This is a genomic window from Enterococcus raffinosus, assembly GCF_018917525.1.
Taxonomy (GTDB): domain Bacteria; phylum Bacillota; class Bacilli; order Lactobacillales; family Enterococcaceae; genus Enterococcus_A; species Enterococcus_A raffinosus_A.
In genome coordinates this window covers 78,490-104,757 of record NZ_JAHLOS010000001.1, presented here as the reverse complement: position 1 = coordinate 104,757, position 26,268 = coordinate 78,490, and the positions used below count along the sequence as shown (strand labels likewise).

Sequence of the window (26,268 nt, the reverse complement as noted above, 5' to 3'; positions counted from 1 at the left end):
AATTAACTTATTTTTAGTCGCTTGGTTTTTATCATTCAAGAGAATCGTTAGGGATCATTGTTTCTCCAATCTCTACATACTGCTTTTTGATTAAATCTTCTTTCTCTTTATTGAATCACAAATAGGGAGATCTTACCGATTCAACGAATAATCCGTTTTCAATTATTCGTTCGACTGCTAAACTGAGTGAATACTCGGAACAAACATACATATAATAGTCGTATCCGAAGTGAATTTCTAAACTAGGATTGACTAGCTTGGCCCAGACAATTTCTCGTAAAATCAGCTTCACTACAAATGGGAGGTTTTGTTTTCCGATCATTATCCCTTCTGCTAGTGAATCATACATGTTTTTAAAGGAATCGGAATTCCCATCAACTATTCCTGAGTATTCATATTTTTCAAATTCCTGAATTTTTAGTTTATCTATTTTCGCTTCAGTCATGATCGTTTTTACTGCATCCACGTATTTCTCTTCAACGAGCACATAATCAGACAATGTAAGCTCTTTGCTACTATATATATTTCCAATATCATTAACAGAAGTCCATTCGTCTGCCATATAGTGGCCTTTTGAGTTTCGATTTTCAGGATTATACTTTGTTATTCGATAGAAATACATTTCAATCACCTATCTGTTTTCGCTAAAGCTAAGGTTAAAATCCTTACAATTTAAGAATGTTATCTGAGGTATAGGTAGATAAAAAACTTCTGAATTTTTCGAATCATTTTATCTACCCTCCACTTTAATATTGACTCAGGTATGTGTCAAAGAATCTTTTAAATACTCTAGTTTGCTGGTTGCTCTTCTGCTCTTTTTAGCGAACCTGCTGCCTCTTTTAACTTCTCCCGATTATCCTCAAATCGACTTGGTTTAGTAGAGGTATATACTTGAACAAAATTTTGTTCCGCCTCTAAAAGATAGGCAAGTGCTTTGTGTTTTGCGCCGTCGGTATCGCCTTCGAACACCATCTCAACTCCAGGCATCCCATGAACTTCAACAGGCTCTCCTTGCTCAACGAGTTGATACCCCATAGATTCATACGTATTGATTATCGTATTTTGCCAGCTTGCAAAATCCTCATAATCCATTTTATCTTCGATGTATAGACTTAAGCCTTCTTTATCGGTCGTAACAAGCAGTTCTGAATTCTTATCTGCACGCTCTACCCATCCCTTTAATACTGTGTACTGAAATAATTCGCCATTTTCAGCTCTGACTTCGGTCACATAATTTTTAGTTGCTTCTCCTTTCACAAGTTCGCTGCTTTCTTCTACTTGCTTGGATTTTTGAGTTTCTTCGGAAGGCCCTGTCTCTTTTGGTACACAACCGCTGCTTGCCAATAATATCAGTCCTAAAACAACTAACTTCCTCATCATATTGTTCATATTGTTCTCCTTTGTAAACTGTTAATAACCGCTCTCGCTTCTCTAGCCACTGATTGTCCACTGCTCAATAAACACTCATAATGTTGAATTGAAACTGTGATCCAAATCTATCGCATTTTCATTTCCCCAGCCACAAAAAGAATTCACCATTTCAGTAACTAAATCATCATTTTTTGAAATAAATGATGGCCGACCCATGAAGTTTAGAATGACGTACTCGGTCTCCGTTTCTAAAAAATAAAAACGAAATTCTGCATTTGCTCCATCTGCGGTTCCTATAAAGCTATAACATTCACCAGCATAATATGGTGATTGATACGTCTCTTCTTTAATCGTTTCCTCTTTTATTCGGACTTCATCATCAAATTTCATTTCTTCTTTCATCGCACTTTTTAAGGCAACGAAATCATCGACATCAGTCTTTTTCATTCCTGAAACCATTACTTTTTCAATAGTGTTTTCATTGTCAGCGCTAAAAGAGAAGTCTTCATCTTCAAGAACTTCCCAGTTATCTAAAATCTTCATTTTATAATTTGTTCCTTCAACTTGAAACTCAACATCCTTCATCTCAATTTTCTTTTCTGAAGAAGATGTTTCTGTTTTTGACGTTGAAACTTCTGTTGTAGATGCTGTCTCAGTATTTTTTTCTGATTCATTTTCCTTTGCCCCACCTGAGCCACATCCTGCTAACACTGCAGCCATTGCCACTAAAACAATCCATTTTTTCATCCTATAATCTCCAAACATCCTAATTTTTGATGACATAATTTACCGAATAAAAAAAATAGGGTTATACAAAGTTACCTAATTATTTTTTCTAGATGCTTTACACTGGATCAGAGTCACCTTGTATGGCATCCGTATCTTCTTGAGTGATTAGGATATTTCCCACTTCAGTTTGATCAGGTCTTAAATAGATCACTTGAATTTTTGCATCAGGGACCATTCCTTTTATCGAGTCCATTATTGGTTTCATCGCCTCAACCATCACTGGTTTTAGTGATGCGCTATCCATTTCAAAGCCTGGATCTTCAGGAAGAGTGTACCGATAGATGATTGTGTGATTTTCACCCGCAGCGATTTCAATGTTTGAATAAGCTGCTCCTAATTGCTCTTTCATCGCAGGAAGCTGTGATTGCGCTGCTTCAATCATAAATTCAAAAAGCTTAGAATTGCCCTCTTCTGAATTTTCCGATTCTTCAGTAAGTACCACTTCTGAAGAGGATGTAGAGGATTTCTCGATCAACTTCGTTGTTTCTGAAGAGGTTTCTTTCTTCACTGTTTCAGAAGGTTCCGCTGAGTCATTCTTAGAACAAGCTGTTAAGCTGACAAAAGCAATACCAACCACAATTACCTTAAGTATTTTCTTTTTCATAATATTTCTCCTCACTAAAATTGATAACTTTTTCAACCCTAGCTACAGTTTACACTAATTCCAAAGTGATTAATAATAAAAATTGTTCTTTTATCCGTAAAAATTAGTAATTATATTTTATCAAGAACTATTTGTTGTTTACGTATTAACTAAGTACTATTCATCCGCTATATTTCTATCTCAATATTTTCAATATATGATATTTTTCCTCAAAATTAGAAACAAAAAAACAGTCTGAGTAGTATACTTCAAACTGTTTCGTAAAATCATCTTGGGTTTGACTTGTGAAACTCATGTGTTCTTTCTTCAAACAAGAAAGACGACCAGTATTATGACTGGAAATCTTAAATAGTTATAGACTTAAATTCTTCGTTCTCAGGAAAAATCTAACAAATTTATTTTGGCTTTTAGTGGTGAGAGCATCAGACGGAAGCAAGGTTAAAATGAAAAGGAATAATCCGATAATGTAATCTACATACACAAAAATCGCATCTGCACCAGATCGATAAGAAAAATATATCAGTGATATATTAAGAAAAAAATCCATCGAAGATAATAGTGTTGATAATAGTGAAATGCTCCACAGTACAAAAAAGCCTCGTCCTCTTAATCCGGCATCTCGACAACGTCTAATATGCAGAGCTAAAGTCGGAATAGAAAAAAACAATAGGAAAATGAAAAATACAATGATTATCACTGTCATTAAATTATTCGTTCCATATTCTAGAGCCAGTTCGTCATCGATGCCTCTAAGCATCATACTGATCATTCCAGCAAATTGATAAATTACAATGGGAATTAAAGCTAGCGACAAAATGAGGAAGCCGACCATCACCCACCAGTAACCAGCTCTGGTTGATCTGCCTTTAAAATCGAAGTAACCAATAAAATATTGCTTAATTGCCGTAGCAAAACCCACATAACTAAAATCTCTATTAACCTTTATCAATCCAATAACTCCCTTTATCTTTAATCCCTAATGAATCACTAAATAATTACTATTGCCAAGAACCTTAAGCCTCTCCAAATAGAAAATACACTAAAACCACTGTCAAGATTACTCCGAGCACGATGAAAATAATCCGCTTCGCATTCATCTGGCTTGATCGATCCTCTTTTACATCTAATGCCACAGCCAAGCTTTTCAGTTCCTCTTCAGTAAAATCATTGTCTACCCGTAATAAATTAATTTTTTCAGGATCAACCTGTGTTATTGAAGATAGCTCCTCATTAGATAGGTCCGTGCTTTTAAGTGCTTCTTTTATATTCAGAAACCTTTTCTGATTTGGGGCGATTAAGAACGAGTAATATACATACATCGCTAAGCAGAAAATTCCAAGAACAAAAGTAGAATTTCCAAAAAAGCTTAATGATATGCCTAAAAGTGCAGCAAGTGTGACGAACCCAATAGAAATAACTTTGTTTTTATTCAAATTTTAACTCCTTCTGATACGATATTTTTATAGGTTTGGCTAACTGTTTGCTTATGGTTAGCAACGCTTTTTACGTTTTAACAATTAAAATTTTGCTATACGTTAATTTTTGAAGAGTTTAGAACGTTTAGAAAAATAAACTCATGATGAGAATACTATCCACTCGCTACAAAAAAGCTTAATTCAAAATATTGATAATCGGATCAAACCGGCTTGCTATTTCAATTACATAGTTCAAAGTGATGATGTTATATTGTTTCATTTCATAGATATCAAACAAACCACAACTGATTTCATTGATAAATTTTGAGTAACTTCCATTCTCAATTTCATATATTGTACTTGGATAATTATCTTTTTTTAACTTCTTTACAATTTTGTCGGGAATGACAAATTCGCACTCACTCAACAAGAATCCTTCATCAATAACTCTGTAAGAGGATAATGCGCCAAAATCAATCTCAACTATGTGTCCTTTTTTTTCTCCGTTTAGCACAATGTTTAAGCCGTCTTGTTCACCGCTACTTATATTTACCGTGTAAACATCTTTGGGTACTTGATTAATAAACTGGAATGGCAACACTTTTTTTGACAAAAATTATAAGGTGTTGTGAATCCCTCGGTGTTATTGCTCCGATTGCCCTTGACAATGAGCCTCCTCGGATCGGATTCTTTCCGGCAGAAACGTGCTCATTCAATTACGCTGCCTCTCCAGAGGTATCAGATCCGAGCTCATTATCAAGGGTTCGCTTTGCCAATCTCTGTTGTCGAAATTGGATAGGTGTTTCATACCCTAACGTGCCATGCACTCGTAGGTAGTTCCACCAATGGACATAATCAAACAATTCTAGACGTAGCTGTGCCAGTGTCTCAAATTGGTATTGATGCACGAATTCTACTTTGACAGATTTATAGGTTGATTCTGCAACAGCGTTATCATAGGGACAGCCTTTCTTACTCAACGAACGAGTAATCTCAAAACCATTTAAAATCTCATTAATGGTTTGATTATCAAATTCCTTTCCACGATCGGTATGGAAAAGTTTGACGTCTGTTAAGGGATATGGGATCCGTCCAAAGGCTTCTTTTACCAATGAGGCGTCCTTTTTCTCACCACAGGAATAACCAATAATTTCTCGATTAAACAAATCCAGAATTAAGCAGATATAATGCCACCTTTTCCCCACGCGAACATAAGTAAGATCAGTAACGATCGCTTCCAATGGCTGTTCTTGTGTAAAGGTCCGATCTAATACATTCGCTGTTTCCGCTTCATTACAAGTTGTTCGGTGGCCTTTAAAGTGAGCGATCGTATAGGTAGATGTCAACCCACGACGTTTCATGATTCGACCGATTCGGCGTCGACTGATTTGAAGGTCACGCTTAGCTAAACATTTTTTTAATTTCCGTGTGCCATAAGCTTTTCTGTTGCGAATAAATTCTTCCTGTACGACTTCTTCTAACTCGGACTCATTTTTGACAGGTTGTGCTTGATAATAGTAAGTCTGACGGGAAATCTTTAGGATTTTGCACATCGCTGATATCGAGTATTTGTGCTTGTTAGCATCAATTACTTGTCTTTTCGTCCGAATATCAGCGCCGCTTGCTTTAAAATATCGTTCTCCATTTCGAGCTGCTTATTTTTCTTTCGAAGTGCGATCAACTCTACTTGTTCTGGTGTTAGGTTGTCTTTTTCTTTGAACGAGCCTGTCGACTGTGCCTGCTTCACCCATTTATCGAAAGCGGAAGCAGTCAGCTCATAGTCTCGAATGATTTCTGCGCGGGGGTTACCTGCAAGGTAGAGATCGACGACTTGTTGCTTGAATTCTTTTGAATAGGTTCTTCGTTGACGTCTTGACATGAAAAATCCTCCAGTGTGTTTTTTATTATTCTACACACCTTATTTTTTCTGTCTAGTCTAGTGTAGCCGATTCAAACGTATCCTTCCAGTTTTCCATATAAGTTTCTTTCCTTTTTAGCATTTGTATAACGCAGAAACAACTTCAATTCCTTTAGTCGTTGTCGTTGCAGTGTACGTAGACCGAAAGCTATTTTCCTAACATTTACAATTGAAAACCCTAAATTATCTCAAAAATAGATTGTTCTCATTGGCAATTTTTTCATAAAGTTTTTTATCTTTATCATTATCAATAATAATCGGGAGACTCAGATCATAATTGGCGATTAAAATCATAGGATGTGAGTTAAAGTATAAACTGTTCCATATTTTTTCTCGAAGAAAACCTTTAATAAATAGTTTTAAAAGATTTATATTTTCAATCTTATATATATAATTATCACCATTATTTAATATATCGATTTGATTCATATAAATTAGTCTATCTATCTTATCTAATGCCTCGAAATCATTATCTATTGACTCTATTATCTTACTCTTGTCATCTTCACCTCCCAAATCTATATAAGCTTCGTTATCATTTATTTCAAATACTCTCTCAAAAAAAGATAAATACTTATTTTCTTGACTTAGTCTGAAGTATTCATTTGACAATAGATCAAGTCTCGGGTCTCTCCTATCTGCATAGTTTCATTAAATACATCTAATACAGCAATTTTTTTAAGCCTTGTCGCTTCAACCACTACATCATGATATTCTGTTGCATCGAAAAACAATTTATAAAGCTCATTATCAAAACTGCTTGATGAAAAATCCATTTTTTCTAATTCAGGGATCTTCCCATCCTGAATGTTAATCTCTGATTCGTTGCCCATCTTCATTATAGGTTCCTTCTCTCTTATCCTTTTCGAAATCTCTTTTATTTTTATTCAGCCTAACCAAAACTGACACTACCTATTTGCTATTTTCTTGTGTTTCCTCTGATAACGGCTTTATGACTCCATTTATATACACTTTTTTTGAAATACGTTCTCTCAAAAAAATGAAATATTTATCCTTCGAGAGTTAACTTTTGAAACACTTAGAGAAATAAACTCATGATGAGAATACTACCCACTCACTACAAAAAAGCTTAATTCAAAATATTAATAATCGGATCAAACCGGCTTGCTATTTCAATTACATAGTTCAAAGTAATGATGTTATATTGTTTCATTTCATAGATATCAAACAAACCACAGCTGATTTCATTGATAAATTTTGAGTAACTCTCATTCTCAATTTCATATAGTGTACTTGGATAATTATCTTTTTTTAACTTCTTTACAATTTTGTCGGGAATGACAAGTTCGCACTCACTCAACAAGAATCCCTCATCAATAATTCTGTAAGATGCCAATGCACCAAAATCGATTTCAATCTTATGTCTATTTTTTTCTCCATATAACATAATGTTTAAACCGTCTTGCTCACCGCTATTTATTTTAACTGTGTAAACATCTTTGGGTACTTGATTAATAAACGTATCCTTCCAGTTCTCCATATAAGTTTCTTCCTCTTAATATCTGATTTTAATTACATTTCTTTTAGAGATATTCATTTCGATTGTAGGTTCTACAGTTCGACTGTCGGTTCTAATAGAAACAACAATTCCATGCATATCTTTTCGAAACTTATTGAAATCCCTTTTTAAATAATAGTCTTTTGTATTTGATACAAAATCATCCACTGAAGTGGATCTACTACTCTTACGACTACCATTGCCATTATCTAGTATTGAAAACAACATTTTTACTGCTCTTTCTTCAACTAGAATCCGAACCGTTCAGGTCTTCAAATTTTCTATTTCACTCATTATAAAATATCACATTTTCAGATAAAAATGAATAAAAAATCATAATTACTATTATCTAATAAAAAATACATAACCGATAGTGCTGTATATCTACTAAAAAAATAAGGAAATAGTTATTTTTATATTCGCTTTTGTGAATATAAATTTGGATAAATTTAAACGTTTAACAAAAAAGATAAAAAAATAAAAATTATATTTAACTTAGTTTCAATAGCTCCAGATCACAATCCAATAAAACAATTACGAATCATCTCTTAGAAGAATAATAGAAAACTTAATTTCGTTGTTTTATCTTTTTTTACCCCCATACATATAAACGTCTTATAAACAAAAATATACGAGTATGTCGTTATTTATTCGAGCGATTTTTTCTTGCAGATGGTCCTATCTTTCGGTATACTAATCTTTGTGTTAAGAAGGTTCCGTGGTGTAGGGGTTAACATGCCTGCCTGTCACGCAGGAGATCGCGGGTTCAAATCCCGTCGGAACCGTCATTTTTAATGGAGGATTACCCAAGTCTGGCTGAAGGGAACGGTCTTGAAAACCGTCAGGCGGGTAAAAACGTGCAAGGGTTCGAATCCCTTATCCTCCTTATTCGTTTCTAAGTAATAATTTTTTCTAGGAAAAAATTAGGCCGATTCGAATGCCGTATATTCTTCATCTGGGGAAGTACTCAAGTGGCTGAAGAGGCGCTCCTGCTAAGGGTGTAGGTCGAGAAATCGGCGCGAGGGTTCAAATCCCTCCTTCTCCGTAACAACACAAATAAGGCGGTATAAACTTTTGAAGAGTTTATACCGCCTTATTTGTGCTTTCTTAATTTTAGCTTGTAGGAATAGGTAAGCTGATAGTAGACTAATTAATAAGAAACCAGTTCTTCATAATCACTGAATAGGCAATGCGAAGGGAGAAAATTATGCTAAAAACCGATATCCAAACTTTCTATCCAACGTACTCCGCACTAGAAAAACAAAAACTGACAGAATTGCAAAAGCTGATTCACAAAATAGCCGAGGAATCTCAGATTGAAATCGTTGAGAGTACTAAATGGGGACAGCTTTCTTTTGCCACACCTAACGGAACACCGCTAAGAATTGATCGCTTTTCTGATACTCGGATAGCTCTCTTCGTCCATTGCCAAACACATTTGATTGAGGATTGGAGATCTTTGTTCTCTGATACGTTGAACTTTTCGAAAAATCGGGCGATTCTTTTCGAACTAGATGAACCGATACCCGAGGAACCGTTAAAAATTTGTATTGATCAAGCTTTTAATTATCATTCAAAAGAGAAAAAAGGCTAGACCGGACTCTCTCTAAAGTAAATTTTAAATGCTTCAGCTTATGAATTTCTACACTCTGGATACAAAAAACCACGATCGCTTAAGACCGTGGTTTTTGTTTTACTATTTAGTTGCGCGTTTTTGGTACGTACCTTCTTGGGTACTTACTTCCAACAATTCGCCTTCTTCAATAAAGTCAGGAACGTTCACGACTAATCCTGTTTCCATTGTTGCAGGTTTGCCTGAGCCGGTTACTGTTGCGCCTTTGATTGATGGTTGTGTTTCAACCACTCGCAAGACAACTGAAGATGGCAACATTACGCCGATTACTTCATCGCCAAAGAATTGAATTTTTACTTCCATGTTTTCAAGGATGAACTTCATTTCATCTTCAACAGTCTTTACAGGAATCTCATATTGTTCATATGTTTCTAAATCCATAAAGATCGCAACATCGTCTTGGCTGTATAAATATTGAACAGGTTTTGTATCGATCATTGCTTTTTCGAATTTTTCATCTGGGCGGAAAGTAGTGTCATACGTTGAACCTGAACGCACATCGCGTAATTTCATACGCATAACTGTATTTCCTTTACCTGGTTTGTGGTGGCTAGCATCTAATACTTTGATCAATTTTCCGTCTTGAACGAAAGTCATACCAGCGCGTAAATCGCTTGCTGAAATCATTAATAAGCACTCCTATTCCTATTTTATATGTTCGAATTTTTCATTGTAAAAAATCCGATGGATCGTCATTCTGATCCGAATCTACGATAAAATGAACCTTATTCATTGTAGCAAATAACCCCTGTAGTTACTAGGAAAAAATAGGCTAAACTAGTTATTTTGCCTGCTGCACACGGAAAAATCGCAGTTTCGGTAATTGATTCAGGGTAAATTCTAAGGACGGCCCCATTAATAAAAGCACGATCAACGTCCCTAAGCCGATATGTCCGCCTAGAAGGTAACCGGTTAAAAAGAAGGCCGCGTCTAAAACGATTCGAGCGACTTTAACAGAACTTCTCAGCATTCGTTTCAATAAGATCATCAATGACTCGTATGCCGCCGAACCTGAATCTGCTAACAAATAGATACCTGTCCCGATGCCAAATACGATCGAGCCTGTGATGATTGCTAAATAATTCGTGCCATATGGGATCGTATGCAGAATACCCATCCAATCTAATAAATTTAAACAAAAACCTATTCCGAAGCTATTGATAATACTTCCCAGCCCGATCATCTTGCGATCATAAAAGAAAATCATTACTAAAATGATCCCATTAAAAAGCATACTGACCGTTCCAAATTTCAAGGGAACATGCTGCAATATACCTAGGACTAATGTACTGATGGCATCAGCTCCTAATCCGCTAACGACAATCAAGCGGATACCGACCGCCGCAATAAACGTTCCGATTACAGCAAAAAATAATTGTTTAATGATATTTGGTTTGATAAGTCTATTCCTCACTTTCTATGCTTTTAAGCAAGTAAACTGTTTTACTAGCCGTATTAATGGATTCATTTAGGCAATGGCAAGCTAACTCTTACTAAGGAAATCATTTTACAAAACCGTGTAAAATGATTTTATCTTCGTACGCATATCATCACGCTAAACCTATTCAATCAAGATATTTAATGCTAAGTAATAGTGGCTTTAACATTAGCAAACTGCAAAAAGCGTGACTGACAAAAAAGGCACCAAACATTCCATGTTTGGTGCCTAAAATTGTTTTATTAGTTCCATTCTTTTCTTAAGCGTGCTTTGTAAGAATTGAATCTGTCAACCAAAGGTACGGCTGCTTCTTTAATGGCGCAATATTTGTCGACCATCGTTACGATGTAGCTTTCTTTATATTTTGGAGGAGTGATTGTTGCTCCCCACATATGCTTAATAATAATATCACGTTCAAGGTCAGACAATTCGGTGATTTTTTCTGCATTCTTCACGGCGATACGTGGATGCATGTAGGCATGTGAGCCTTCATCGAATTTCGTTGTCCGCCAGTCATAGTAAAACAAATCGTGTAGTAGGCCTGCACGAGCAGTCGCTCTTGCATCGCCATTGAATTGTTTTGCTAATTTGTAGCTATTGTAAGAAACACTGATAGAGTGCTCCAATCGTGTTGAATTCATATGTTGGGTATAATCTGCTAGTCTTTGTACTTCATCGGTAGCTAGTAAATCCTCAATATAAGAAACGTATTCTTCGTCTTCACGCCAATTTTCTGTCATGGATAAAAAAGCCCCTTTTCTTCATTCTGCTGCTCATTATATCACGGCTTCCGATCATTGAATAGGCTTCCATGAGTTTGTGAAAAAAGTTTAAGGGTTCCTTAATAACAGTTGCGAAAATGTGAAGACTTATTTAAGTAAATGGAACATTAGGACTCCAGCAGCGATTGCAACATTCAAAGACTCCGCCTGCCCTTTGATTGGAATGTACAGATTCTGATCGGTTAGTGCCAATAATTCTTCCGACATCCCCTGCCCTTCATTACCCATTATGAGGGCAAAATCAGACATTTTCTCAACGTTTAAATAATCCTTCGCTTCTTTATCTAAAGCTGTTCCAAGTACTAGGCTACCAGCTTGCTGGAACTGCGGGATTATTTCTGTTAAATCGCCGGTTTTGACAGATAGATGATAGAGACTGCCTTGTGTACTACGAAGCGTTTTAGGATTATATAGATCCGCACTGCCCTGACCTAAGATAACACCAGTAAAACCGGCCGCATCCGCAGTCCGGATCATTGTGCCGACATTGCCAGGGTCTTGAACATTATCCAATAGTAGCCAAGCACCCGTATAATCTGCTGTCTCCTCTTGCGGCATTTCTGCTACCGCAATCATGCCTTGAGGCGTCGGTTGACTGGCTAATGTTTTTAGCACGTCATCGGAAACCAAATAATAATCCAAGAGATTTTCCTCGATCCATTCCGACCATTCGTTCAAACCGCGCTGGCTGATAAACACTTCTTTCAGGACGACATTAGCTGCTTTTGCTTCTTGGATCAAGTGAAAGCCTTCTAATAGATAGCTTTGCGTTTGTTGGCGGTATTTTTTTTGCTGTAATTTTTTTGTTTCTTTGATTAATGTATTTTTACTTGATTGAATTTCTTTCAACGTGTTCCCCTCGCTCATTTATCATTTCGTCTGCCATTATAGCATGCGAATTCTTGTAACAACCAGCAAAACTCGCTATCATATAGAATAAGAAGTAAATTAATAGGAGGTTTTCTTATGAAGAAGCATATAAATGTTACTGGACGTGTGCAAGGCGTCGGCTTTCGTTATACAACCTATCAAATGGCAATTGAGATTGGACTGACTGGTACAGTGAAAAATGAGGATGACGGCAGTGTCACTATCGAAGCTGTAGGCACTGAAGCACAGCTGGATCAATTCTTGGAAAAGCTGAAGGTACCACAAAATCCGTTTGCTAAAGTTTCCCATATTGAACAATATGAAGACCCCACCATTAAGGACTATGATCAGTTTAATGTGGTCTATTAAAAAATTGACAAGGTTCCCTGACTTTTTTCGAATTTGATTGAAAAGGCCTGTGTTATCTAGTATAGTATTTCCTGTATAAATTTTTATTAGCAGAGGAAGAATTGAATGAATAAATTTAAAAATTGGCTCTTAGGCTCTGGCCTTTTGGGTGTTCTTTTACTACTATCGGGATGTGTCCGCTCAAATAGTGATGGTACCCCAGATACATCTGGTCTTGTCTATCGAATGCTTGTTGTTCCATTGGAGAACTTCCTTAATTGGATGGTTACCAGTTTCGATTGGTCCTACGGTCTTGCGATCATCGTTTTAACGATCATCGTTCGTCTAATCATTATGCCACTAGGAATCAATCAATCTAAGAAATCATTGATCCAATCGGAAAAAATGCAATCGATCAAACCACAAATCGATGCAGCACAAGCAAAAGTAAAACAAGCAACCACGCAAGAAGAACAAATGGAAGCACAGCGCGAAATGCAAGCTGTCTACAAAGAAAATAATGTCAGCATGATGGGCGGCATGGGCTGTCTGCCACTACTGATCCAAATGCCGATCTTCTCAGCCTTGTATTATACAGCTCGTTTCTCGGAAGGTATCCAGCATTCAACCTTTATCGGGATTGACTTGGCAAAACCAAGCTATCTGCTCGTTGTGTTTGTAGGGGTTGCTTACTTGTTGCAAGGCTACATCTCATTAATCGGTGTGCCTGAAGAACAAAAGAAAACAATGCGCAGTATGATGATCGCTTCACCATTAATGATCGTCTTCATGTCCTTTACTTCACCTGCAGGAGTGGCGCTTTACTGGGTAATCGGTGGTATCTTTAGTTGTATCCAAACCTTTATTACAAATGTCTTGATGCGTCCTCGTATCAAAGCGCAAATTCAAGAAGAACTAAAGAAAAACCCGCCAAAACAAGTAGTAACGACGCCGATCAAAAAGGCTGAACCAATTAAACCAAAACAAGTCACTCAGCCTAAGAACAAAAACAATAAAAACGGCAACGGACGGAATGCCGGCAAGCAACAACGTAAATAATCCTTCCCGTTGAAAAGTCGTCTTTCAGGCGATGGTGTTAAATAGTAAAAAACAGAGTTCCATCTCCCAGTGAGAAGGAACTCTGTTTTTGTTTCATCAACTATTTATGTCGTTTATTGATTCTCGACCCAAATCATGGCTGCTGTTGCAATCATTTCTCCGGAAGAATCCAGCACCTTCCAAATACTACCTTTGGATATCTCAAACAGCTTTCCCTGTTTATCAATTCTCGTTCCTTTGTAGCCATCAAAAATGCCTTTTTTCGCTACCTCCTGCAGCATTTGTTCACGATCTTCACGCTTGGTAGGAGGAGCGCTTTTTCTTGAAGGGATTGTTAAAAATTCAGCTAGAGTGTAGCCGAAGATTTCTTGTGCTTTTCGATTGGCATAGATAAACATCGGATCACTTTCAGTATTTTGAACCAACAAGCCAAAAGGAGCTCGTTCATCTAACCAACCATAGCTCTGTTTTTCTTCCTCAAGCGGGATTATCAAGCTTTTCCCCTCAGTCCATTGGCTATAAGATTGTTCAACTAGGTCTAGTAATTGATCACGTTCTTTTTTTTCCATCTAATCAACTCTTTCTATAAATTACGAACTCGTGGATTCTGCCCTAGAATTTGTTCAGGATCAACTGGTATATTCACAAGAATCGAACGTGCTTTATTTCGTTCGATCTCTGATAATATTTCATTTAAATTACTTAAATCATCGGTCACGGAATAACTCAACCAACCAGAGGCTTCGGCTATTTTACAATAATCGATGTTACTCAAATGGTCATGATAACGCTCAGAATCAACATCAGGTAGAATTTTAGGTAAGCCTTGGGAAACGATCGAATAATTCTGATTATTAATTAGAAATATAACGATGCCTAAATTTCTGGCTTCCTCCAGGCTGCCACCATAAAGCCTAAAACAGCCATCTCCGCTGAATAGAAAAACCCGCTTGTCCGGAGCACCCAATTTTGCACCAACAGCAACCCCATAAGCGCCTCCCATAGCGGACCCTCGATAAAAAGAAAAATAGGTGATATTTTCATTAGGTCGTTGAGTCACATATTGATAATCTTTGTAGGCAAGGCAAACATCGCTAATTACTAGACTCTGCGGTTGCCACCACTCGTTCAGTCGTTTATATACTTTTTCCATATCCGCATAGCCCTTCTTGGGCGGGAGTATCTCTCGAGTATTTAAATTTTTTGGTGCTTCGGGACAAGCGATTGTCAAATGAGGTTGCTTTTGCCCTTCTTCAATCATTAATCGCAGCACCTCACTTATCGGTGCATTAACTTGATACACCTGATGAGCGGCACTATGCTGAAAGCTACCGCGAACCTGACCATAGGCATTCGCAATATTGTTTAGGAAGAACACCTCATTCGCTGCGATTTTTTTAAGATCTGTCGTATATTCATCTGGCGATACTCCGACACACAGGACGACATCCTCTGCATTGACCGAGTCCCATAAATCCAATGCCTGATCGTTCCCACCAAAAGAAATATAGCCATACCCATAGGGATTATCCGTTTCTACACAATTCCCGCCATTCATGCTCCAAACCGCAGCAGCCTTTAATTCGTTACAAACATCCGTTGTTAATTTCCGGATGCCCTCCTCATGCATCCCTTCTTCACCAACAAGTAAAATCACCCGTTTACCTGCTATTTTCTCCCTGAAATGCTCAAGAAAATCCCTAATCTCATCAGCCTTGCTTATCTGTTCTGGAAACGTGGCTCTAGGAAGATTATAGTGAGACGAGGCTAGTGTTTCGTTATCCAAGAAAAGTATTACCGGCTTTCGCGCGGCTAACATCTGGGCAGCCTGGTTCAATTGATTAGCAAAGTTCAGCGGATTATCTAAAAGATAAACCTGTTCCGGAAATTCCGATCGTAATTGTTGGATCATATTGCTTCCATAGACCGATGTATCCTGTAAAGCCTCGTCCTCTGCATGAGAAAGATTCGATACGGGAAACAAATAAACTGAGGGAATATCATGAAGCTTTCCATCGCTAAGACCACAGGATAACAATTTAGTAGCCGCCCCTGTAGTAGCTATAGCTGCAGAAACTTGTCCAGTTGCAAGATAGTGACCCAAAGGTGTAAAACCAGCCGCATATTCACTAAGAGTAAATAGTTCTGGTGTATCAACAGCCTTTTTGCCACTATAAGGATCAACGTACTTCAAGAAATGAATCACCCCTCCGCCGGTGACTCCTGAATACAAATTAACTCCCATAGAAGATAGAAAATCAACTAAGGTTTTGAATCCATCTGATTTACTATTATTCATTCTATTTTCCCTCTCTCTTTGAGCTTCTACCTACTTATGCAAACGATTTCAATAAAATGTAGGTACATTTTACGTCTTCCAAATATTTCATAGCAAGGAATACGACTTATCTAAAGAATTCTTACGCTTCAAGATCACTACATAAGAAAGGCTTCGCGAACTCGCTCAGCTTCTGAGCACCAGGTAGGTACTGTTCCACATCAGCTCTGCAAGCAGTCGCTGTGTGTCTCAACAATAAGACCAAAATATTTCTAAATTGCCAAGAAACACAGTGATCGAAGAGAGCTGATGTTGATTGGTACCTACTCGGTGCTTCTCAAATTTCGAAATATTTTTGCTTATTGCCGAGAAAGCTAGTTCGTGAAGCCGGACATGGATATACCTGCTGTAAATCGAGTTATTCATGTAAAAAGTTTATACTTTCTTTATAGTCAAAAAAACAGAGTTCAGCCCCTGATAGGAGCTTGAACTCTGTTTGCTTTTAGTTTAATTATCTCAAAATATCGATCAAATCTTTCTTGGCTGCTTCTGATGCCGGCATCACGGAAAAGATCAAACCGATCCCGCTTGAGACGCCCACGGCTAAAGCAACCGTAAACAGATCGACAGACACCGAGATATCCATCACGTTACCGATCGCATAGGCGACGATCATCCCCAGCAAATAGCCAATGATTCCCCCAACCAAGGTCAAGGTCATCCCTTCTAATAGAAATTGCATTCGAATCGCTCCGCGTGTGGCTCCCAAAGCTCGACGAATCCCGATTTCCTTCGTCCGCTCTGAAACAGAAATGTACATCATGTTCATGACACCGACACCCGCGATAAACAACGAGATCCCGGCAACGGCACTAATGAAGAGCGTGATACTATTTAAGACTTCACTGATTCCATCGGTCATCATCGCCATGTTAGAAACCTGATATTCTCCTTGCTGACGCATCGCTCCAGCGTCCTGTAGTTTCTTAATCGCTCTGTCGGCAACCTTGTTCAGTTGACTCCCATCGGCCAAGGTCAAAACCACCGCGCTCGTATCCTGCTCATTGCCAAAGAAATGGATATAGGTCTGCCGGGGTAATAATATTTTGGTTGAACCTTCCGAAAACATTGTTTCCTCCGCACCTGCCGGGAAAACACCAATGATTGTAAAAACCTGATTATCAAGTTCGAAGCCGCGTCCAACCGCACTGCGAGCTGAGCCGAAAAGCTCCTTGGCTATTGACGAATCAATCGTTGCGACTTTGTTTTGCGTTTGATTATCGTAAGCGCTGATTGCACGTCCATAGCTGACGGTGTCCCCATCCGTTGAGACAACTCCGATGCGATAGTTTTTTGTTTTATCCTTTATCTTAACTTCCTTATAAATATAGGACAAATCATTTTTAGGATAGGAGACAGATTCCACACCTTCGACATCTCGTAAAAGACTAAAATCTGAGGATTGGATCATATCCACATTGGAGTAGTACAACGCGGGATTTCCTGGAACAAAGTTAATATCCACTTCCAGTTTTTCCGAATCATCAGCAGTTAAGCTCGCGATGGTGTCACGTTCAAATCCGCGCCCAATTGAAAGAATAGCGATTACCGCTGCGATCCCGATCACGATCCCAAACATCGTCAGGGCGCTGCGCTTTTTATTCTTAAAGATTGAACCAAGCGAGGAACGCCAATTTACATAGAATTTCATTCGTCATTCACCGCCTTGTCCTCAGTGATGGCCCCATCTCTGATTTTCACTAAGCGCGTACAGTAAGGGACAACCTCTGGATCATGGGTGACTAGAAAAATTGTCGCTTGGTCACGACGATTCAGCTCTCTAAAGAGCTCCATGATTTCATTTGAAGTGTGGGTATCCAAAGCCCCAGTCGGCTCGTCAGCAATAATAAATTTCGGTTGATTGATCAGCGCTCGGGCGATCGCCACCCGCTGCTGCTGTCCACCAGAAAGCTGACGTGGATGCTTTTCAGCTTTATCAGCGATTCCGACTTTCTCCAAAACAGACATTACTTTTTCTTTGGTCTGGTGAAAGCCGTAGCCATTATAAAGTAATGGCAGCTCCACATTTTCATAGACCGTATAATTTTCGATCAAGCTGAAATTCTGGAAAACAAAGCCCACCATTTGATTGCGGGTTTTAGATAAGCGATCATCCGTGGTAGCCACCAGATTTTCTTCCTCAAATAAATACTGCCCCTCAAATTTGGTATCAATGAAGCCCAGCAGATTAATCAGGGTTGATTTACCTGAACCAGATGGGCCCATGATGGCGATCATTTCACCGGCATCCGCTTTTAGATTGATGTCCTTTAAAACATGCAGCGATTCTTCATCGTTGCGGTAGTACTTGTTGATATTTTTCAGTTCGATCATTTAATCCACCGCCAATTCCTGACCGTCGCGTAACGATTTGTCAGGATTTGAAATGATCCGATCGCCGTCTTTGAGCCCTTCCTTCAAAATGAAGTAGTCTCCTTTATCCTCTGCCTGAATCGTGATCTCACGAACCTTCCCGCTGCGATAAGCAAAAACATAGTAGGTATCACCTGTTTTACGAACGGCTTTTTTCGGTAGACGAATTTCATTCAACGGCAAGACAACTTGGACATTATAGCCGTACTGCAGTTCCTCGGTCGGCTTCACGATAAAACTATAATTGGAAATAGAGCTCGTTGATCCTCCGGCAGCTGCTCCAGCTTGGCTAGCCGCTTCCGCTTGATCAGGGAGCTTATTTACATGAGTGATCGTTCCGGCAATTTCTTGATTCGTCGTGATCGGTTTAATAGTTACTGCCGCATCTTGATGAACCTGCGGGTAATCATATTCAGAAGCCTTTGCCTCGATCGTGACTTCATTACTGACGACTTTTACGACTGGTACAGAAGGATCGTTCTTGCCTTTTTCATTGATATAGGCTGTTCCTTTTGTCGCACTGGCAATCGTTGAGCTAACCTTCCCTTGCATTTTCGTGACACTCTGTGATGCGGCATTCAGCTCTACATTGGCACTCTCTAGTGCTTGTCTCGCTTGAACAACAGCATCAGCCGCTGCATCCACACTGCTTTCGCATTGAGTCATTTCCTGATTGTACTGTTCTTTTTTAGCGGCGCCTTCTTCACTATTTTCATTTGTGTTGTTATAGTTTGCTGTTGCTTCGTTTAATTTTTGCTGCTCTTTTGCTTGCTTATCCTGTGCAATCGCCAAACTTTCTTGCGCATTTGAAACAGCAAGATAGAGCTTATCTAAATTCGTGCTCTGTTCATCCGCTTGCTCCTGATATTCCGTGTTGGTATAGCTCAGCAACGTCGCACCTTGCTCTACCTCTTGCCCATCCTGAACATTAATCTCAGAAATCTTGCCTAGCGTCTGATCAAAGTAATAATCTTGTGTATGCGTTGCTTCCACAATTCCATTAAAGGTCAGTGGATCAGATTTTTTCAAGGTGACTGTTTTATATTTGTTGTCTTTGACCGTCGTAGATTTCATTTGAGAATAAACAAATGCGCCAATAAACAATACTAACGCAAGTACTCCCGCAATAATACTCCAACGAATCTTTTGCTTTTTCGTCAATTTTTTCTTTCTCATCTGCTACTCCTCTGGTTCTGCTTTAAAAAGATGGACGATCACTAAAATTGCTGGGATCAGGAAAATGATTTGAAAGATTATCCCAATGATCAGCGTCATAAAGGAGAAATCAAACCCGTCCATTTGCATCTTCGGCTGCAGCATGAAGCCGATTGCTGTACTTAAAAGGCTCCATCCAATTTCAATATAGTAAGGAAATTTTACTGGAGTAATCTCATCCGCTAATTTCTTATTTGCCATAAAATAGAAAATCAGCAAAACGATCGAAATCACTAGAGATAACACCGAGATTCCTTTTATCAGTGGATTATTCGCGTAATCGAACATCTGCTGCCCCATTGATCCTAACATTTCATAGTCACTCAGCTTTGGGTTCAACGATTTTGGTAACCCTACAACTGAAGATACCACCGAAAGTAACCCTAAAATAATCAATACCATGTTCCATGTTTTTGCTTTCTTCAAATGCTTTTCCATCTAATCACTCCAACTCAACAATTTTCAATCATTTATGAAATGTCGCAACAACCCTAAGCAAACATTTCACAAAGTTGGTTCCATTATACTATTAATTTCGTCCGATTTTGAAGAATGATCTTAAAAATAGATTATTTTGTCTTGAACGTACATTAAGAGAGTTGCTCATGACATGAAAGGTCTAGTTTTCAAAAATCAAAACATGAATGAAGCCAGAGTTGGCAACATAACAATTAATACGAAGATAATAATCGGTATAAAGATATTTCTCTTAGCGATCAATCCAAAATGGTATCGGCGAACCATATACCAGATTCCAACAACTGAACAATCAAATAGAAAGCTATCAAAATGTAATGGATCGTTAGTTACTAATCCGCCGTTGTAAAATCCGCCAGGTGATACAATTCCTCTCCATTCAGTGGGTAGATTAAAGGATAGTACCATTTGAAGTAAATTCACAATAAGAATAGTCAACATACTCATAGATAACGCGTCAAAAATAGCTTTTCTCTCTAATTCATCATAACGGTGGACTCCGACTAGTACCTTAAGTAGTGTAAATAGCCCGATAATTGAATATAATGCTAGTCCAAAAAAAATAGCAAAAAGAACTACATTTAATATCATATTACTCCTCCTCTAATTGAAAAATTTCTTCTACTGACATTTCAAAATACTGCGCGATCTTTAGCGTTAATTCCAAGCTGGGATTGTACTTCATCGTTTCGATCGCAGTCATTGTTTGGCGGGAAACATTTAGATCCTCCGCCATTTTCTTTTGTGGAATCTTTTTTGATTCACGGATTGCTTTGATTTGATTATGAACGTTCATTTCTATCCCCTCAATCCAATGTAAAGATATCTTTACAAAAAGAATACTCTATTTCCATGAACAAGTAAAGATATCTTTACAAAAAAAGAACATCACATCTGTGATAGTCCAATAAAGCACTTTATTTCTAAAGATATCCTGTTAACTTAAAAATATTTCCCATGGAGTCGAGTGAATCAACTACCTAAGAAAATTTAGCTAAAAACCTTTCTTGAAAGAATTGTACGGTAATAGATCAAGAAAAGAATATAGCAAATACTCAATAGAACCACCGCGATAATATTTTTCTCGATTGAAGAAATACTTGCAATTGAGGCGAATATGTTGAATAGTGCATGAAAAATAATGACCGTGTAGATCGATTGATTTGAGTGATAAATTAACGAGAAAATTAGTCCTAGCAGCAAAGCATTGATGATTTGTAAAATAACTAAGATAAATGCAGTATCAGGGTTTAAACTGCTTGCTAGGTGTAGAAGACCAAATACTACGCTAGAAAAAGCAATAAAAACCTTTGGCTCTTTATTTCTTAAAGAATAGAAAATAATTCCGCGAAAGAAAGTTTCTTCAACAAAACCAACGAACAACATTTGAATAAGAATCAAACCTAACGTTGAAAGGGAAAGATTGAAATTGATTCCTAAAACAACTGGCTGAATACAGATAGTCAATACCATAAATCCTACAAGTCTTTTACTTGGCTTCACCTTTTTGAATCCGAATTGTTTCAAGGTTGGATCTTTTTTCTTCATATAAAGAAAACTAACTAGTCCACAAATTAGAAATGCCGCTATCTGACACAAAATGACCCCATTCTCGTTCATTTTCAATGCGATTCCGATAGCTGAGAAGAAACTGATTACCATTGTTAAAGCAAGTGCCCCACCGATTAATTTAAAATATGTTTTATTCATTTTTTTTGCTCCTCTATTTGTTTTTTTACAATATAGCATGCAAAAAGAAACAGAAAACAAGTATAATTCCTGTATACAGGAATTTCAGATAGGAGTATGTATGAACGAAATAATTATTAAATCAATTCGCAAACAAAAAGGATTTACACAAAAGGAAGTTTATTCTGGGATTGCCTCAAAAACATTTTATAGTGATTTTGAAGCTGGAAAGCACTCTGTCGAAGTGACCAAATTTCAAGGATTTTTGAATAACCTAGGAATTACCCAAGCAGAGTTTGATTACTTTAAAGATAGTCAAAACAAAAATGAAGAGAAGGCTCTAGATATTGAGATTGATCAATTGTATAAAAGCGGCAACTTTGAAGCTCTTTATGAAATTTTTGAAAAATACAGATCACATTCTCATGCAGAAATTCGCTATCTGGCGATTAAGTCTTACTTATTGGTACTTATTACGAATACCAATTTTTATAATTTTTCTCGCGCTCCTTTTTTAGAGATTCTTACGTATTTGGACACTTCCAAAATGTGGACATTAAAGGAAATAAAATTGGCAAAACTTGTGCTTCTTTCCTATTCGGAAAAAGAGAAGGAAAAGGAAAATCAGCTTTATTCGAGACTTCTTGATGAATTAGCAAAATATGAACTTTTTGATGCCAAACTATACTACGAAGAAATCAGCGATCTCTATTTCAATCGTATTCAATGGTTATTGATGATCAATGATGTAGACGAGGCTAAAGAGTGTTTGCAGCTTTATGCTGAGGCAGTGACTAAGTCCGACCATCTATATTTATCCCTACAGTTACGCTTTATGACTTGTATCGTAAACAGTTACTTCGATTTTCCGATATATTCACAAAAGCTAAACGAGTTGCTAAATCAATTAAGCGATATGACCACTTCTGAAACCCAATTCTATAAAATTATTTCTCAACTTCATCTGGAAAAAGCTAAAAATTACTATCAAAGATATCAAGAATAGCTTCTTATTTTAAAAGAAAAGTGCCTACGCTAAATAGACTACGCCTCAGTTACTATCGAGATCGTAGTCTATTTATTCTGTATACTATTTGATGAGTGATAGATAAACAACTCTTCTAGTAATCAAAAATCCTATAAAAACTCTGCCAACCTTTTTTTAATCGCTGAATAATCATACTGCATAAGCTCCAGCTCAGGGATTACTACTAGATTATGATATCTGTCTTTGTCTAGATAGATAGCCATGGCTTGACTGCAAATAGTTGCATCGCCTTTAGGTATTTCGTCTTCCGAAATATCATCGCTGATAAACTCAACTTCCCACTCTGGTGCTAAAGCTTCTCGAACTTCTTTTTGAAATTTGTAAGGTCTGACTAGCATGCCAAATGTAGTCGCAAATCCTCTGAACCCCTGATTCGAATTTGTCGACCAGATCCAAATCACCTTTTTGCTCATTTCCTATCCCTCCCAATCGAATTATTTATCCAATAAATTCCCCAAAATTTCTTTTTCTGCAAATAGCGCCGTAGCTCCACCAGTATGCAGAAAAATCACGTTGCTACCTTGTGGAATAATACCTTTTTCAATATAATCCAGCATCCCAGCGAAGGCCTTGCCAGAGTAAACAGGGTCTAGAAACAGTCCCTCTTCTCTTGCCAGTAGCCGAATCGCATCATTTCCAGCCTCACTTGGCATTTCGTAGCCAGGTAAATAATACTGATTGTCATGCTCAAAGTCTTCAGCCGTTAAGCAAGCCTCTGCTCCTAGCCATATTAAACTTTCATTTCCTAATTTCGCTGAACTTTCTAAATAGCTGGAATCATGACCGATTACGTCAAATGAGAGAATCCGTATAGGATGCCCCAACAATTTCTTTCCGGCGACTAAGCCTGCCATCGTTCCGCCTGATCCAGTCGCGTGAACTAAATAATCGAACTCTTCTCCACTATCTGCGGCTTGCTCTGCAAGTTCTACAAACCCATCAATAAAACCGACTGATCCGATCGGACTAGCACCGCCCATGGGAATCTCATAGCATTTGTGTCCTTCCTTTGTTAGACGTTCCATGTGCTCTCGTGCTAGTTCGACAGAGCGAGCACTCATTTCCTCCTCTGTCTCACCGGGATTTTTAAGGATAACATGAACTTCTGCTCCTAAAATTCGATCCAACAATAAATTACTGCGAAGATCCTGCTCATCGGGCTCAACATAAGCAACTAAATATAAAATCGGTGTTAAGCCTTCTTTGCGACAAGCTTCGACTGTCTGCATGGCATGATTCGATTGAGTCGCTCCGAAGGTAAAAACATATTCTGCGCCTTGTTCTTTAGCATCTCCGATCAGATACTCAAGTTTTCTGATTTTGTTGCCGCCAAAGAGACTCTGCCCGGAAAAATCTTCTCGCTTGATAAACAAATTGACTCCTAGCTTTCTGGATAAATTATTTAACCGATAAAATGGGGTGGGATAAAAGCCCAAATTTGCTTTGGATTTTTGCTTTAACAGCCGTTTTACATTCGCAGCTTCCATGTTGTTCCTCCTCGTCTAGCTATTTTTGTACTACCTATAGTATATAGTACAAATTATTTCATGTGACTAGAAAAATGAACAAAAAAAGAGTTGATACCCAACTGGATATCAACTCTAGGTATAACCCGTACGGGATTTGAACCCGTGCCTCCGCGCTGAGAACGCGGCGTCTTGACCCCTTGACTAACGGGTTATGTCTCATCAACAAAAAGAATTATACTGCTAAACTCATTTTTTAGAAAGCAATATCCCTTTTTATTTCTGAAATTTTTAAATATGTGTTTATTTAATCTATCATGTTGTTTATATAGTTATTACGTGTATAATAGGGTGTGTATTCAAGTCGTTGAGTTTTTTGGAGTATCCATCAATGACAATTGAAAGAAAATCCAATTCATTTTTTCTCACTGAAGAACGAATGCATTACTAGGAGGACCTATGAATCTATCACAAAGGCAAGAGAAAATCATTGAGATCGTCAAACGCGATCAACCGCTAAGCGGCGAGAAAATCGCCGATCACTTAGGAATCTCGCATGCTACTTTACGTACAGATCTTTCCTTCTTGACAATGGCAGGAATTTTGGAAGCAAGCCCGAAAGTTGGTTACACCTACACAGGAGTGGGCATCGAACAATTTCTGTTCGACAAAATTTTTTCTGTCAAAGTAGAAGAGATCATGCTGTCGCCTCTGCTAACGCCGCAAGACACCTCGATCCATGATGCGATCACCAATATGTTTATGTATGATGTTGGCTCGATTTATGTGACCGACAAAGAGCAGCATCTTGTCGGGCTATTGTCGCGCAAAGATTTATTGCGTGCGTCGTTGAACAGCAACCTGCAAAGTACTCCCGTAGCGGTCGTTATGACTCGTGCACCGCATTTGCAAACCTGCACGAAGGATTACACGATCTTAGAAGCTGGCGCAGTCTTACTTGATTACCAAGTTGATTCACTGCCGGTAGTCAGTGAAGATGATCCAAAAAAAGTGATCGGAAAAATTACGAAATCTCGTATTTTCAACTATATCATGCAGCAAGCAAAACAAACTGAAACCAATCGATAGGAGCGAAAACAATGAAAAGAAGTGTACCATTATACATGATCTCTGATTCAGTCGGCGAAACCTCGCTGAAATTAGTTAATGCCGCAGCAGCCCAATTCCCTACAGTAGATTTTGATTTGTCTTATCGTTTTCCGTTTACAAAAGATGAAGAAGAATTGAAAAGTATTCTAGGCGATGCGTTAAAAGACAGTGCCGTTGTAGTAACGACCTTAGTTAGCGACAACTTGACTAAAATTGTCGAAGATTTCGGTGAACGCACAGGCCTGCAATACATTAACTTGATGAGCCAGTTCATGGATATTGTTCATCAAAAAACGGGTGTCGCTCCGCTGCAAAAAGCCGGTGTGGTCCACAAACTGAATCAAGAGTATTTTGATCGTGTGGCTGCAATCGAATTCGCGGTGAAATATGATGATGGCAAAGACACGAAGGGCTTTTTAGAAGCAGATCTTGTTTTGCTGGGTATTTCACGTACCTCGAAGACTCCCCTAAGCATGTATTTAGCGAATAATCGTTTGAAGGTGGCGAACCTTCCGTTAATTCCGGAGGTCCCTCTACCTGAACAAATCAAACACGTTCCGAAAGAAAAGATCGTTGGATTGATGATCGAACCAGAAGTTCAGAAAAAAATCCGCATGAGCCGTTTGAATTCTTTAGGCTTGGCAGAAAATTCTCGCTATTCAGATATCAATCGGATCAAAGAAGAAGTAGATTATGCCTTAAGCGTATACGATGAACTAGGTGCCTTTACTCTGGATGTTACCAACAAATCAATTGAAGAATCAGCAACGTTGATTTGTGAGCATTTGGATAATCGTTTATAAAAG

General features: G+C 38.0%; 32 protein-coding genes and 4 tRNA genes. 9 read left to right on the top strand and 27 right to left on the bottom strand.

Annotated features, from left to right (window positions below):
- Positions 1-115: 115 nt before the first annotated feature.
- The 11 genes from KQI58_RS00570 to KQI58_RS00515 all read right to left on the bottom strand — a co-directional run bounded on the left by KQI58_RS00570 (position 116) and on the right by KQI58_RS00515 (position 7,598).
- Positions 116-562, bottom strand: a complete 447-nt coding sequence (locus tag KQI58_RS00570) for a hypothetical protein (protein ID WP_216405532.1) — start codon at positions 560-562, stop codon at positions 116-118.
- 227 nt (positions 563-789) lie between these two features.
- Positions 790-1,389, bottom strand: coding sequence for a hypothetical protein (locus tag KQI58_RS00565; RefSeq protein ID WP_253295704.1), 600 nt, complete (start codon positions 1,387-1,389; stop codon positions 790-792).
- 75 nt (positions 1,390-1,464) lie between these two features.
- Positions 1,465-2,118 carry a hypothetical protein gene (locus KQI58_RS00560; protein ID WP_216405530.1) on the bottom strand — a complete coding sequence of 218 codons (654 nt, stop codon included), beginning with the start codon at positions 2,116-2,118 and terminating at the stop codon, positions 1,465-1,467.
- Between the two features lie 97 nt (positions 2,119-2,215).
- On the bottom strand, positions 2,216-2,764 hold the full coding sequence (locus KQI58_RS00555; RefSeq protein WP_216405528.1) for a DUF4854 domain-containing protein: 549 nt from the start codon (positions 2,762-2,764) through the stop codon (positions 2,216-2,218).
- A gap of 352 nt (positions 2,765-3,116) precedes the next feature.
- A complete protein-coding gene (locus tag KQI58_RS00550) occupies positions 3,117-3,713 on the bottom strand; it encodes a DUF805 domain-containing protein (RefSeq protein ID WP_216405526.1) in 597 nt (198 codons plus the stop codon).
- Between the two features lie 64 nt (positions 3,714-3,777).
- Complete coding sequence (locus KQI58_RS00545; RefSeq protein WP_216405524.1) at positions 3,778-4,197, bottom strand: hypothetical protein; 420 nt, start codon at positions 4,195-4,197, stop codon at positions 3,778-3,780.
- 178 nt (positions 4,198-4,375) lie between these two features.
- Positions 4,376-4,792, bottom strand: a complete 417-nt coding sequence (locus KQI58_RS00540; RefSeq protein ID WP_216405522.1) for a hypothetical protein — start codon at positions 4,790-4,792, stop codon at positions 4,376-4,378.
- Between the two features lie 103 nt (positions 4,793-4,895).
- Positions 4,896-6,058 (bottom strand): IS3 family transposase gene (locus KQI58_RS00535; protein WP_216405520.1). Its coding sequence is split into 2 segments (ribosomal slippage): positions 4,896-5,782 and positions 5,782-6,058, totalling 1,164 coding nucleotides; the frame shifts between segments, so codons are not numbered across the junction.
- Between the two features lie 222 nt (positions 6,059-6,280).
- Positions 6,281-6,709 (bottom strand): hypothetical protein, encoded by a 429-nt coding sequence (locus tag KQI58_RS00525; protein WP_216405518.1) that lies wholly within the window; start codon positions 6,707-6,709, stop codon positions 6,281-6,283.
- The gene (locus KQI58_RS00520; RefSeq protein WP_216405516.1) at positions 6,685-6,936 is read right to left on the bottom strand and encodes a hypothetical protein; all 252 of its coding nucleotides are present in this window, start codon (positions 6,934-6,936) and stop codon (positions 6,685-6,687) included. Before KQI58_RS00520 ends, KQI58_RS00525 begins: the two co-directional genes overlap by 25 nt.
- Before the next feature lie 251 nt (positions 6,937-7,187).
- On the bottom strand, positions 7,188-7,598 hold the full coding sequence (locus KQI58_RS00515; RefSeq protein WP_216405514.1) for a hypothetical protein: 411 nt from the start codon (positions 7,596-7,598) through the stop codon (positions 7,188-7,190).
- Positions 7,599-8,328: 730 nt separating this feature from the next.
- Between KQI58_RS00515 and KQI58_RS00510 the strand changes: the two genes are divergently transcribed.
- The 4 genes from KQI58_RS00510 to KQI58_RS00495 all read left to right on the top strand — a co-directional run bounded on the left by KQI58_RS00510 (position 8,329) and on the right by KQI58_RS00495 (position 9,210).
- Positions 8,329-8,401: transfer RNA gene (locus KQI58_RS00510), tRNA-Asp, on the top strand.
- 11 nt (positions 8,402-8,412) lie between these two features.
- Positions 8,413-8,502, top strand: a tRNA-Ser gene (locus KQI58_RS00505).
- A 71-nt stretch (positions 8,503-8,573) separates the two neighbouring features.
- Positions 8,574-8,661, top strand: a tRNA-Ser gene (locus tag KQI58_RS00500).
- Between the two features lie 162 nt (positions 8,662-8,823).
- Complete coding sequence (locus tag KQI58_RS00495) at positions 8,824-9,210, top strand: DUF1801 domain-containing protein (protein WP_216405513.1); 387 nt, start codon at positions 8,824-8,826, stop codon at positions 9,208-9,210.
- 102 nt (positions 9,211-9,312) lie between these two features.
- On the opposite strand, the gene efp is transcribed toward KQI58_RS00495, so the two are convergent.
- The 4 genes from efp to KQI58_RS00475 form a co-directional block, all read right to left on the bottom strand.
- Positions 9,313-9,876: an elongation factor P gene (gene efp / locus KQI58_RS00490; RefSeq protein WP_216405511.1), complete on the bottom strand. Its 564-nt coding sequence runs from the start codon at positions 9,874-9,876 to the stop codon at positions 9,313-9,315.
- 154 nt (positions 9,877-10,030) lie between these two features.
- Entirely contained in the window at positions 10,031-10,663 is a 633-nt protein-coding gene (locus tag KQI58_RS00485; RefSeq protein ID WP_216405509.1) for a YczE/YyaS/YitT family protein, read from the bottom strand.
- A 266-nt stretch (positions 10,664-10,929) separates the two neighbouring features.
- A complete protein-coding gene (locus KQI58_RS00480) occupies positions 10,930-11,427 on the bottom strand; it encodes an HD domain-containing protein (protein WP_216405507.1) in 498 nt (165 codons plus the stop codon).
- A gap of 129 nt (positions 11,428-11,556) precedes the next feature.
- Entirely contained in the window at positions 11,557-12,318 is a 762-nt protein-coding gene (locus KQI58_RS00475; protein WP_216405505.1) for a TrmH family RNA methyltransferase, read from the bottom strand.
- Positions 12,319-12,435: 117 nt separating this feature from the next.
- On the opposite strand from KQI58_RS00475, the gene KQI58_RS00470 reads away from it, so the two are divergent.
- Both KQI58_RS00470 and yidC read left to right on the top strand, forming a co-directional pair.
- The gene (locus KQI58_RS00470) at positions 12,436-12,708 is read left to right on the top strand and encodes an acylphosphatase (protein ID WP_216405504.1); all 273 of its coding nucleotides are present in this window, start codon (positions 12,436-12,438) and stop codon (positions 12,706-12,708) included.
- A 105-nt stretch (positions 12,709-12,813) separates the two neighbouring features.
- On the top strand, positions 12,814-13,746 hold the full coding sequence (yidC, locus tag KQI58_RS00465) for a membrane protein insertase YidC (RefSeq protein ID WP_216405503.1): 933 nt from the start codon (positions 12,814-12,816) through the stop codon (positions 13,744-13,746).
- A gap of 113 nt (positions 13,747-13,859) precedes the next feature.
- Here yidC and KQI58_RS00460 read toward each other — a convergent pair whose 3' ends face one another.
- The 9 genes from KQI58_RS00460 to KQI58_RS00420 all read right to left on the bottom strand — a co-directional run bounded on the left by KQI58_RS00460 (position 13,860) and on the right by KQI58_RS00420 (position 21,859).
- Positions 13,860-14,315, bottom strand: coding sequence for an MEKHLA domain-containing protein (locus KQI58_RS00460; protein WP_216405501.1), 456 nt, complete (start codon positions 14,313-14,315; stop codon positions 13,860-13,862).
- Positions 14,316-14,329: 14 nt separating this feature from the next.
- Positions 14,330-16,045 (bottom strand): thiamine pyrophosphate-dependent enzyme, encoded by a 1,716-nt coding sequence (locus tag KQI58_RS00455; RefSeq protein ID WP_216405499.1) that lies wholly within the window; start codon positions 16,043-16,045, stop codon positions 14,330-14,332.
- 490 nt (positions 16,046-16,535) lie between these two features.
- Complete coding sequence (locus tag KQI58_RS00450) at positions 16,536-17,735, bottom strand: ABC transporter permease (RefSeq protein WP_216405497.1); 1,200 nt, start codon at positions 17,733-17,735, stop codon at positions 16,536-16,538.
- Positions 17,732-18,418, bottom strand: coding sequence for an ABC transporter ATP-binding protein (locus KQI58_RS00445; RefSeq protein WP_216405495.1), 687 nt, complete (start codon positions 18,416-18,418; stop codon positions 17,732-17,734). Before KQI58_RS00445 ends, KQI58_RS00450 begins: the two co-directional genes overlap by 4 nt.
- Entirely contained in the window at positions 18,419-19,633 is a 1,215-nt protein-coding gene (locus tag KQI58_RS00440) for an efflux RND transporter periplasmic adaptor subunit (protein WP_216405493.1), read from the bottom strand.
- 3 nt (positions 19,634-19,636) lie between these two features.
- Complete coding sequence (locus KQI58_RS00435; protein ID WP_216405491.1) at positions 19,637-20,110, bottom strand: hypothetical protein; 474 nt, start codon at positions 20,108-20,110, stop codon at positions 19,637-19,639.
- A gap of 195 nt (positions 20,111-20,305) precedes the next feature.
- Positions 20,306-20,740 (bottom strand): hypothetical protein, encoded by a 435-nt coding sequence (locus KQI58_RS00430; RefSeq protein WP_253295702.1) that lies wholly within the window; start codon positions 20,738-20,740, stop codon positions 20,306-20,308.
- A 1-nt stretch (position 20,741) separates the two neighbouring features.
- The gene (locus KQI58_RS00425) at positions 20,742-20,945 is read right to left on the bottom strand and encodes a helix-turn-helix transcriptional regulator (protein ID WP_216405489.1); all 204 of its coding nucleotides are present in this window, start codon (positions 20,943-20,945) and stop codon (positions 20,742-20,744) included.
- 194 nt (positions 20,946-21,139) lie between these two features.
- A complete protein-coding gene (locus KQI58_RS00420) occupies positions 21,140-21,859 on the bottom strand; it encodes a CPBP family intramembrane glutamic endopeptidase (protein WP_216405487.1) in 720 nt (239 codons plus the stop codon).
- Between the two features lie 100 nt (positions 21,860-21,959).
- Between KQI58_RS00420 and KQI58_RS00415 the strand changes: the two genes are divergently transcribed.
- Positions 21,960-22,844, top strand: a complete 885-nt coding sequence (locus tag KQI58_RS00415) for a helix-turn-helix domain-containing protein (RefSeq protein WP_216405485.1) — start codon at positions 21,960-21,962, stop codon at positions 22,842-22,844.
- Positions 22,845-22,975: 131 nt separating this feature from the next.
- Here KQI58_RS00415 and KQI58_RS00410 read toward each other — a convergent pair whose 3' ends face one another.
- From KQI58_RS00410 to KQI58_RS00400, 3 genes are all read right to left on the bottom strand, one after another.
- Entirely contained in the window at positions 22,976-23,299 is a 324-nt protein-coding gene (locus KQI58_RS00410; RefSeq protein WP_253295701.1) for a hypothetical protein, read from the bottom strand.
- A 21-nt stretch (positions 23,300-23,320) separates the two neighbouring features.
- Positions 23,321-24,373, bottom strand: coding sequence for a 1-aminocyclopropane-1-carboxylate deaminase/D-cysteine desulfhydrase (locus KQI58_RS00405; protein ID WP_216405483.1), 1,053 nt, complete (start codon positions 24,371-24,373; stop codon positions 23,321-23,323).
- 121 nt (positions 24,374-24,494) lie between these two features.
- Positions 24,495-24,566 (bottom strand) — tRNA-Glu (locus KQI58_RS00400).
- Between the two features lie 245 nt (positions 24,567-24,811).
- On the opposite strand from KQI58_RS00400, the gene KQI58_RS00395 reads away from it, so the two are divergent.
- Positions 24,812-25,441 carry a helix-turn-helix transcriptional regulator gene (locus KQI58_RS00395; RefSeq protein WP_010739999.1) on the top strand — a complete coding sequence of 210 codons (630 nt, stop codon included), beginning with the start codon at positions 24,812-24,814 and terminating at the stop codon, positions 25,439-25,441.
- 11 nt (positions 25,442-25,452) lie between these two features.
- A complete protein-coding gene (locus KQI58_RS00390) occupies positions 25,453-26,265 on the top strand; it encodes a pyruvate, water dikinase regulatory protein (RefSeq protein ID WP_216405481.1) in 813 nt (270 codons plus the stop codon).
- Positions 26,266-26,268 lie beyond the last annotated feature (3 nt).

Bases quoted from the DNA above. Each gene is read 5' to 3' on its own strand.
- KQI58_RS00435 (WP_216405491.1), bottom strand. From the start codon at position 20,110: ATGGAAAAGCATTTGAAGAAAGCAAAAACATGGAACATGGTATTGATT.
- KQI58_RS00445 (WP_216405495.1), bottom strand. From the start codon at position 18,418: ATGATCGAACTGAAAAATATCAACAAGTACTACCGCAACGATGAAGAA.
- efp (WP_216405511.1), bottom strand. From the start codon at position 9,876: ATGATTTCAGCAAGCGATTTACGCGCTGGTATGACTTTCGTTCAAGAC.
- KQI58_RS00395 (WP_010739999.1), top strand. From the start codon at position 24,812: ATGAATCTATCACAAAGGCAAGAGAAAATCATTGAGATCGTCAAACGC.
- KQI58_RS00440 (WP_216405493.1), bottom strand. From the start codon at position 19,633: ATGAGAAAGAAAAAATTGACGAAAAAGCAAAAGATTCGTTGGAGTATT.
- yidC (WP_216405503.1), top strand. From the start codon at position 12,814: ATGAATAAATTTAAAAATTGGCTCTTAGGCTCTGGCCTTTTGGGTGTT.
- KQI58_RS00410 (WP_253295701.1), bottom strand. From the start codon at position 23,299: ATGAGCAAAAAGGTGATTTGGATCTGGTCGACAAATTCGAATCAGGGG.
- KQI58_RS00450 (WP_216405497.1), bottom strand. From the start codon at position 17,735: ATGAAATTCTATGTAAATTGGCGTTCCTCGCTTGGTTCAATCTTTAAG.
- KQI58_RS00455 (WP_216405499.1), bottom strand. From the start codon at position 16,045: ATGAATAATAGTAAATCAGATGGATTCAAAACCTTAGTTGATTTTCTA.
- KQI58_RS00565 (WP_253295704.1), bottom strand. From the start codon at position 1,389: ATGAACAATATGATGAGGAAGTTAGTTGTTTTAGGACTGATATTATTG.
- KQI58_RS00555 (WP_216405528.1), bottom strand. From the start codon at position 2,764: ATGAAAAAGAAAATACTTAAGGTAATTGTGGTTGGTATTGCTTTTGTC.
- KQI58_RS00415 (WP_216405485.1), top strand. From the start codon at position 21,960: ATGAACGAAATAATTATTAAATCAATTCGCAAACAAAAAGGATTTACA.
- KQI58_RS00430 (WP_253295702.1), bottom strand. From the start codon at position 20,740: ATGATATTAAATGTAGTTCTTTTTGCTATTTTTTTTGGACTAGCATTA.
- KQI58_RS00470 (WP_216405504.1), top strand. From the start codon at position 12,436: ATGAAGAAGCATATAAATGTTACTGGACGTGTGCAAGGCGTCGGCTTT.
- KQI58_RS00495 (WP_216405513.1), top strand. From the start codon at position 8,824: ATGCTAAAAACCGATATCCAAACTTTCTATCCAACGTACTCCGCACTA.
- KQI58_RS00570 (WP_216405532.1), bottom strand. From the start codon at position 562: ATGGCAGACGAATGGACTTCTGTTAATGATATTGGAAATATATATAGT.
- KQI58_RS00460 (WP_216405501.1), bottom strand. From the start codon at position 14,315: ATGGAAAAAAAAGAACGTGATCAATTACTAGACCTAGTTGAACAATCT.
- KQI58_RS00520 (WP_216405516.1), bottom strand. From the start codon at position 6,936: ATGAAGATGGGCAACGAATCAGAGATTAACATTCAGGATGGGAAGATC.
- KQI58_RS00390 (WP_216405481.1), top strand. From the start codon at position 25,453: ATGAAAAGAAGTGTACCATTATACATGATCTCTGATTCAGTCGGCGAA.
- KQI58_RS00480 (WP_216405507.1), bottom strand. From the start codon at position 11,427: ATGACAGAAAATTGGCGTGAAGACGAAGAATACGTTTCTTATATTGAG.
- KQI58_RS00420 (WP_216405487.1), bottom strand. From the start codon at position 21,859: ATGAATAAAACATATTTTAAATTAATCGGTGGGGCACTTGCTTTAACA.
- KQI58_RS00560 (WP_216405530.1), bottom strand. From the start codon at position 2,118: ATGAAAAAATGGATTGTTTTAGTGGCAATGGCTGCAGTGTTAGCAGGA.
- KQI58_RS00405 (WP_216405483.1), bottom strand. From the start codon at position 24,373: ATGGAAGCTGCGAATGTAAAACGGCTGTTAAAGCAAAAATCCAAAGCA.
- KQI58_RS00425 (WP_216405489.1), bottom strand. From the start codon at position 20,945: ATGAACGTTCATAATCAAATCAAAGCAATCCGTGAATCAAAAAAGATT.
- KQI58_RS00515 (WP_216405514.1), bottom strand. From the start codon at position 7,598: ATGGAGAACTGGAAGGATACGTTTATTAATCAAGTACCCAAAGATGTT.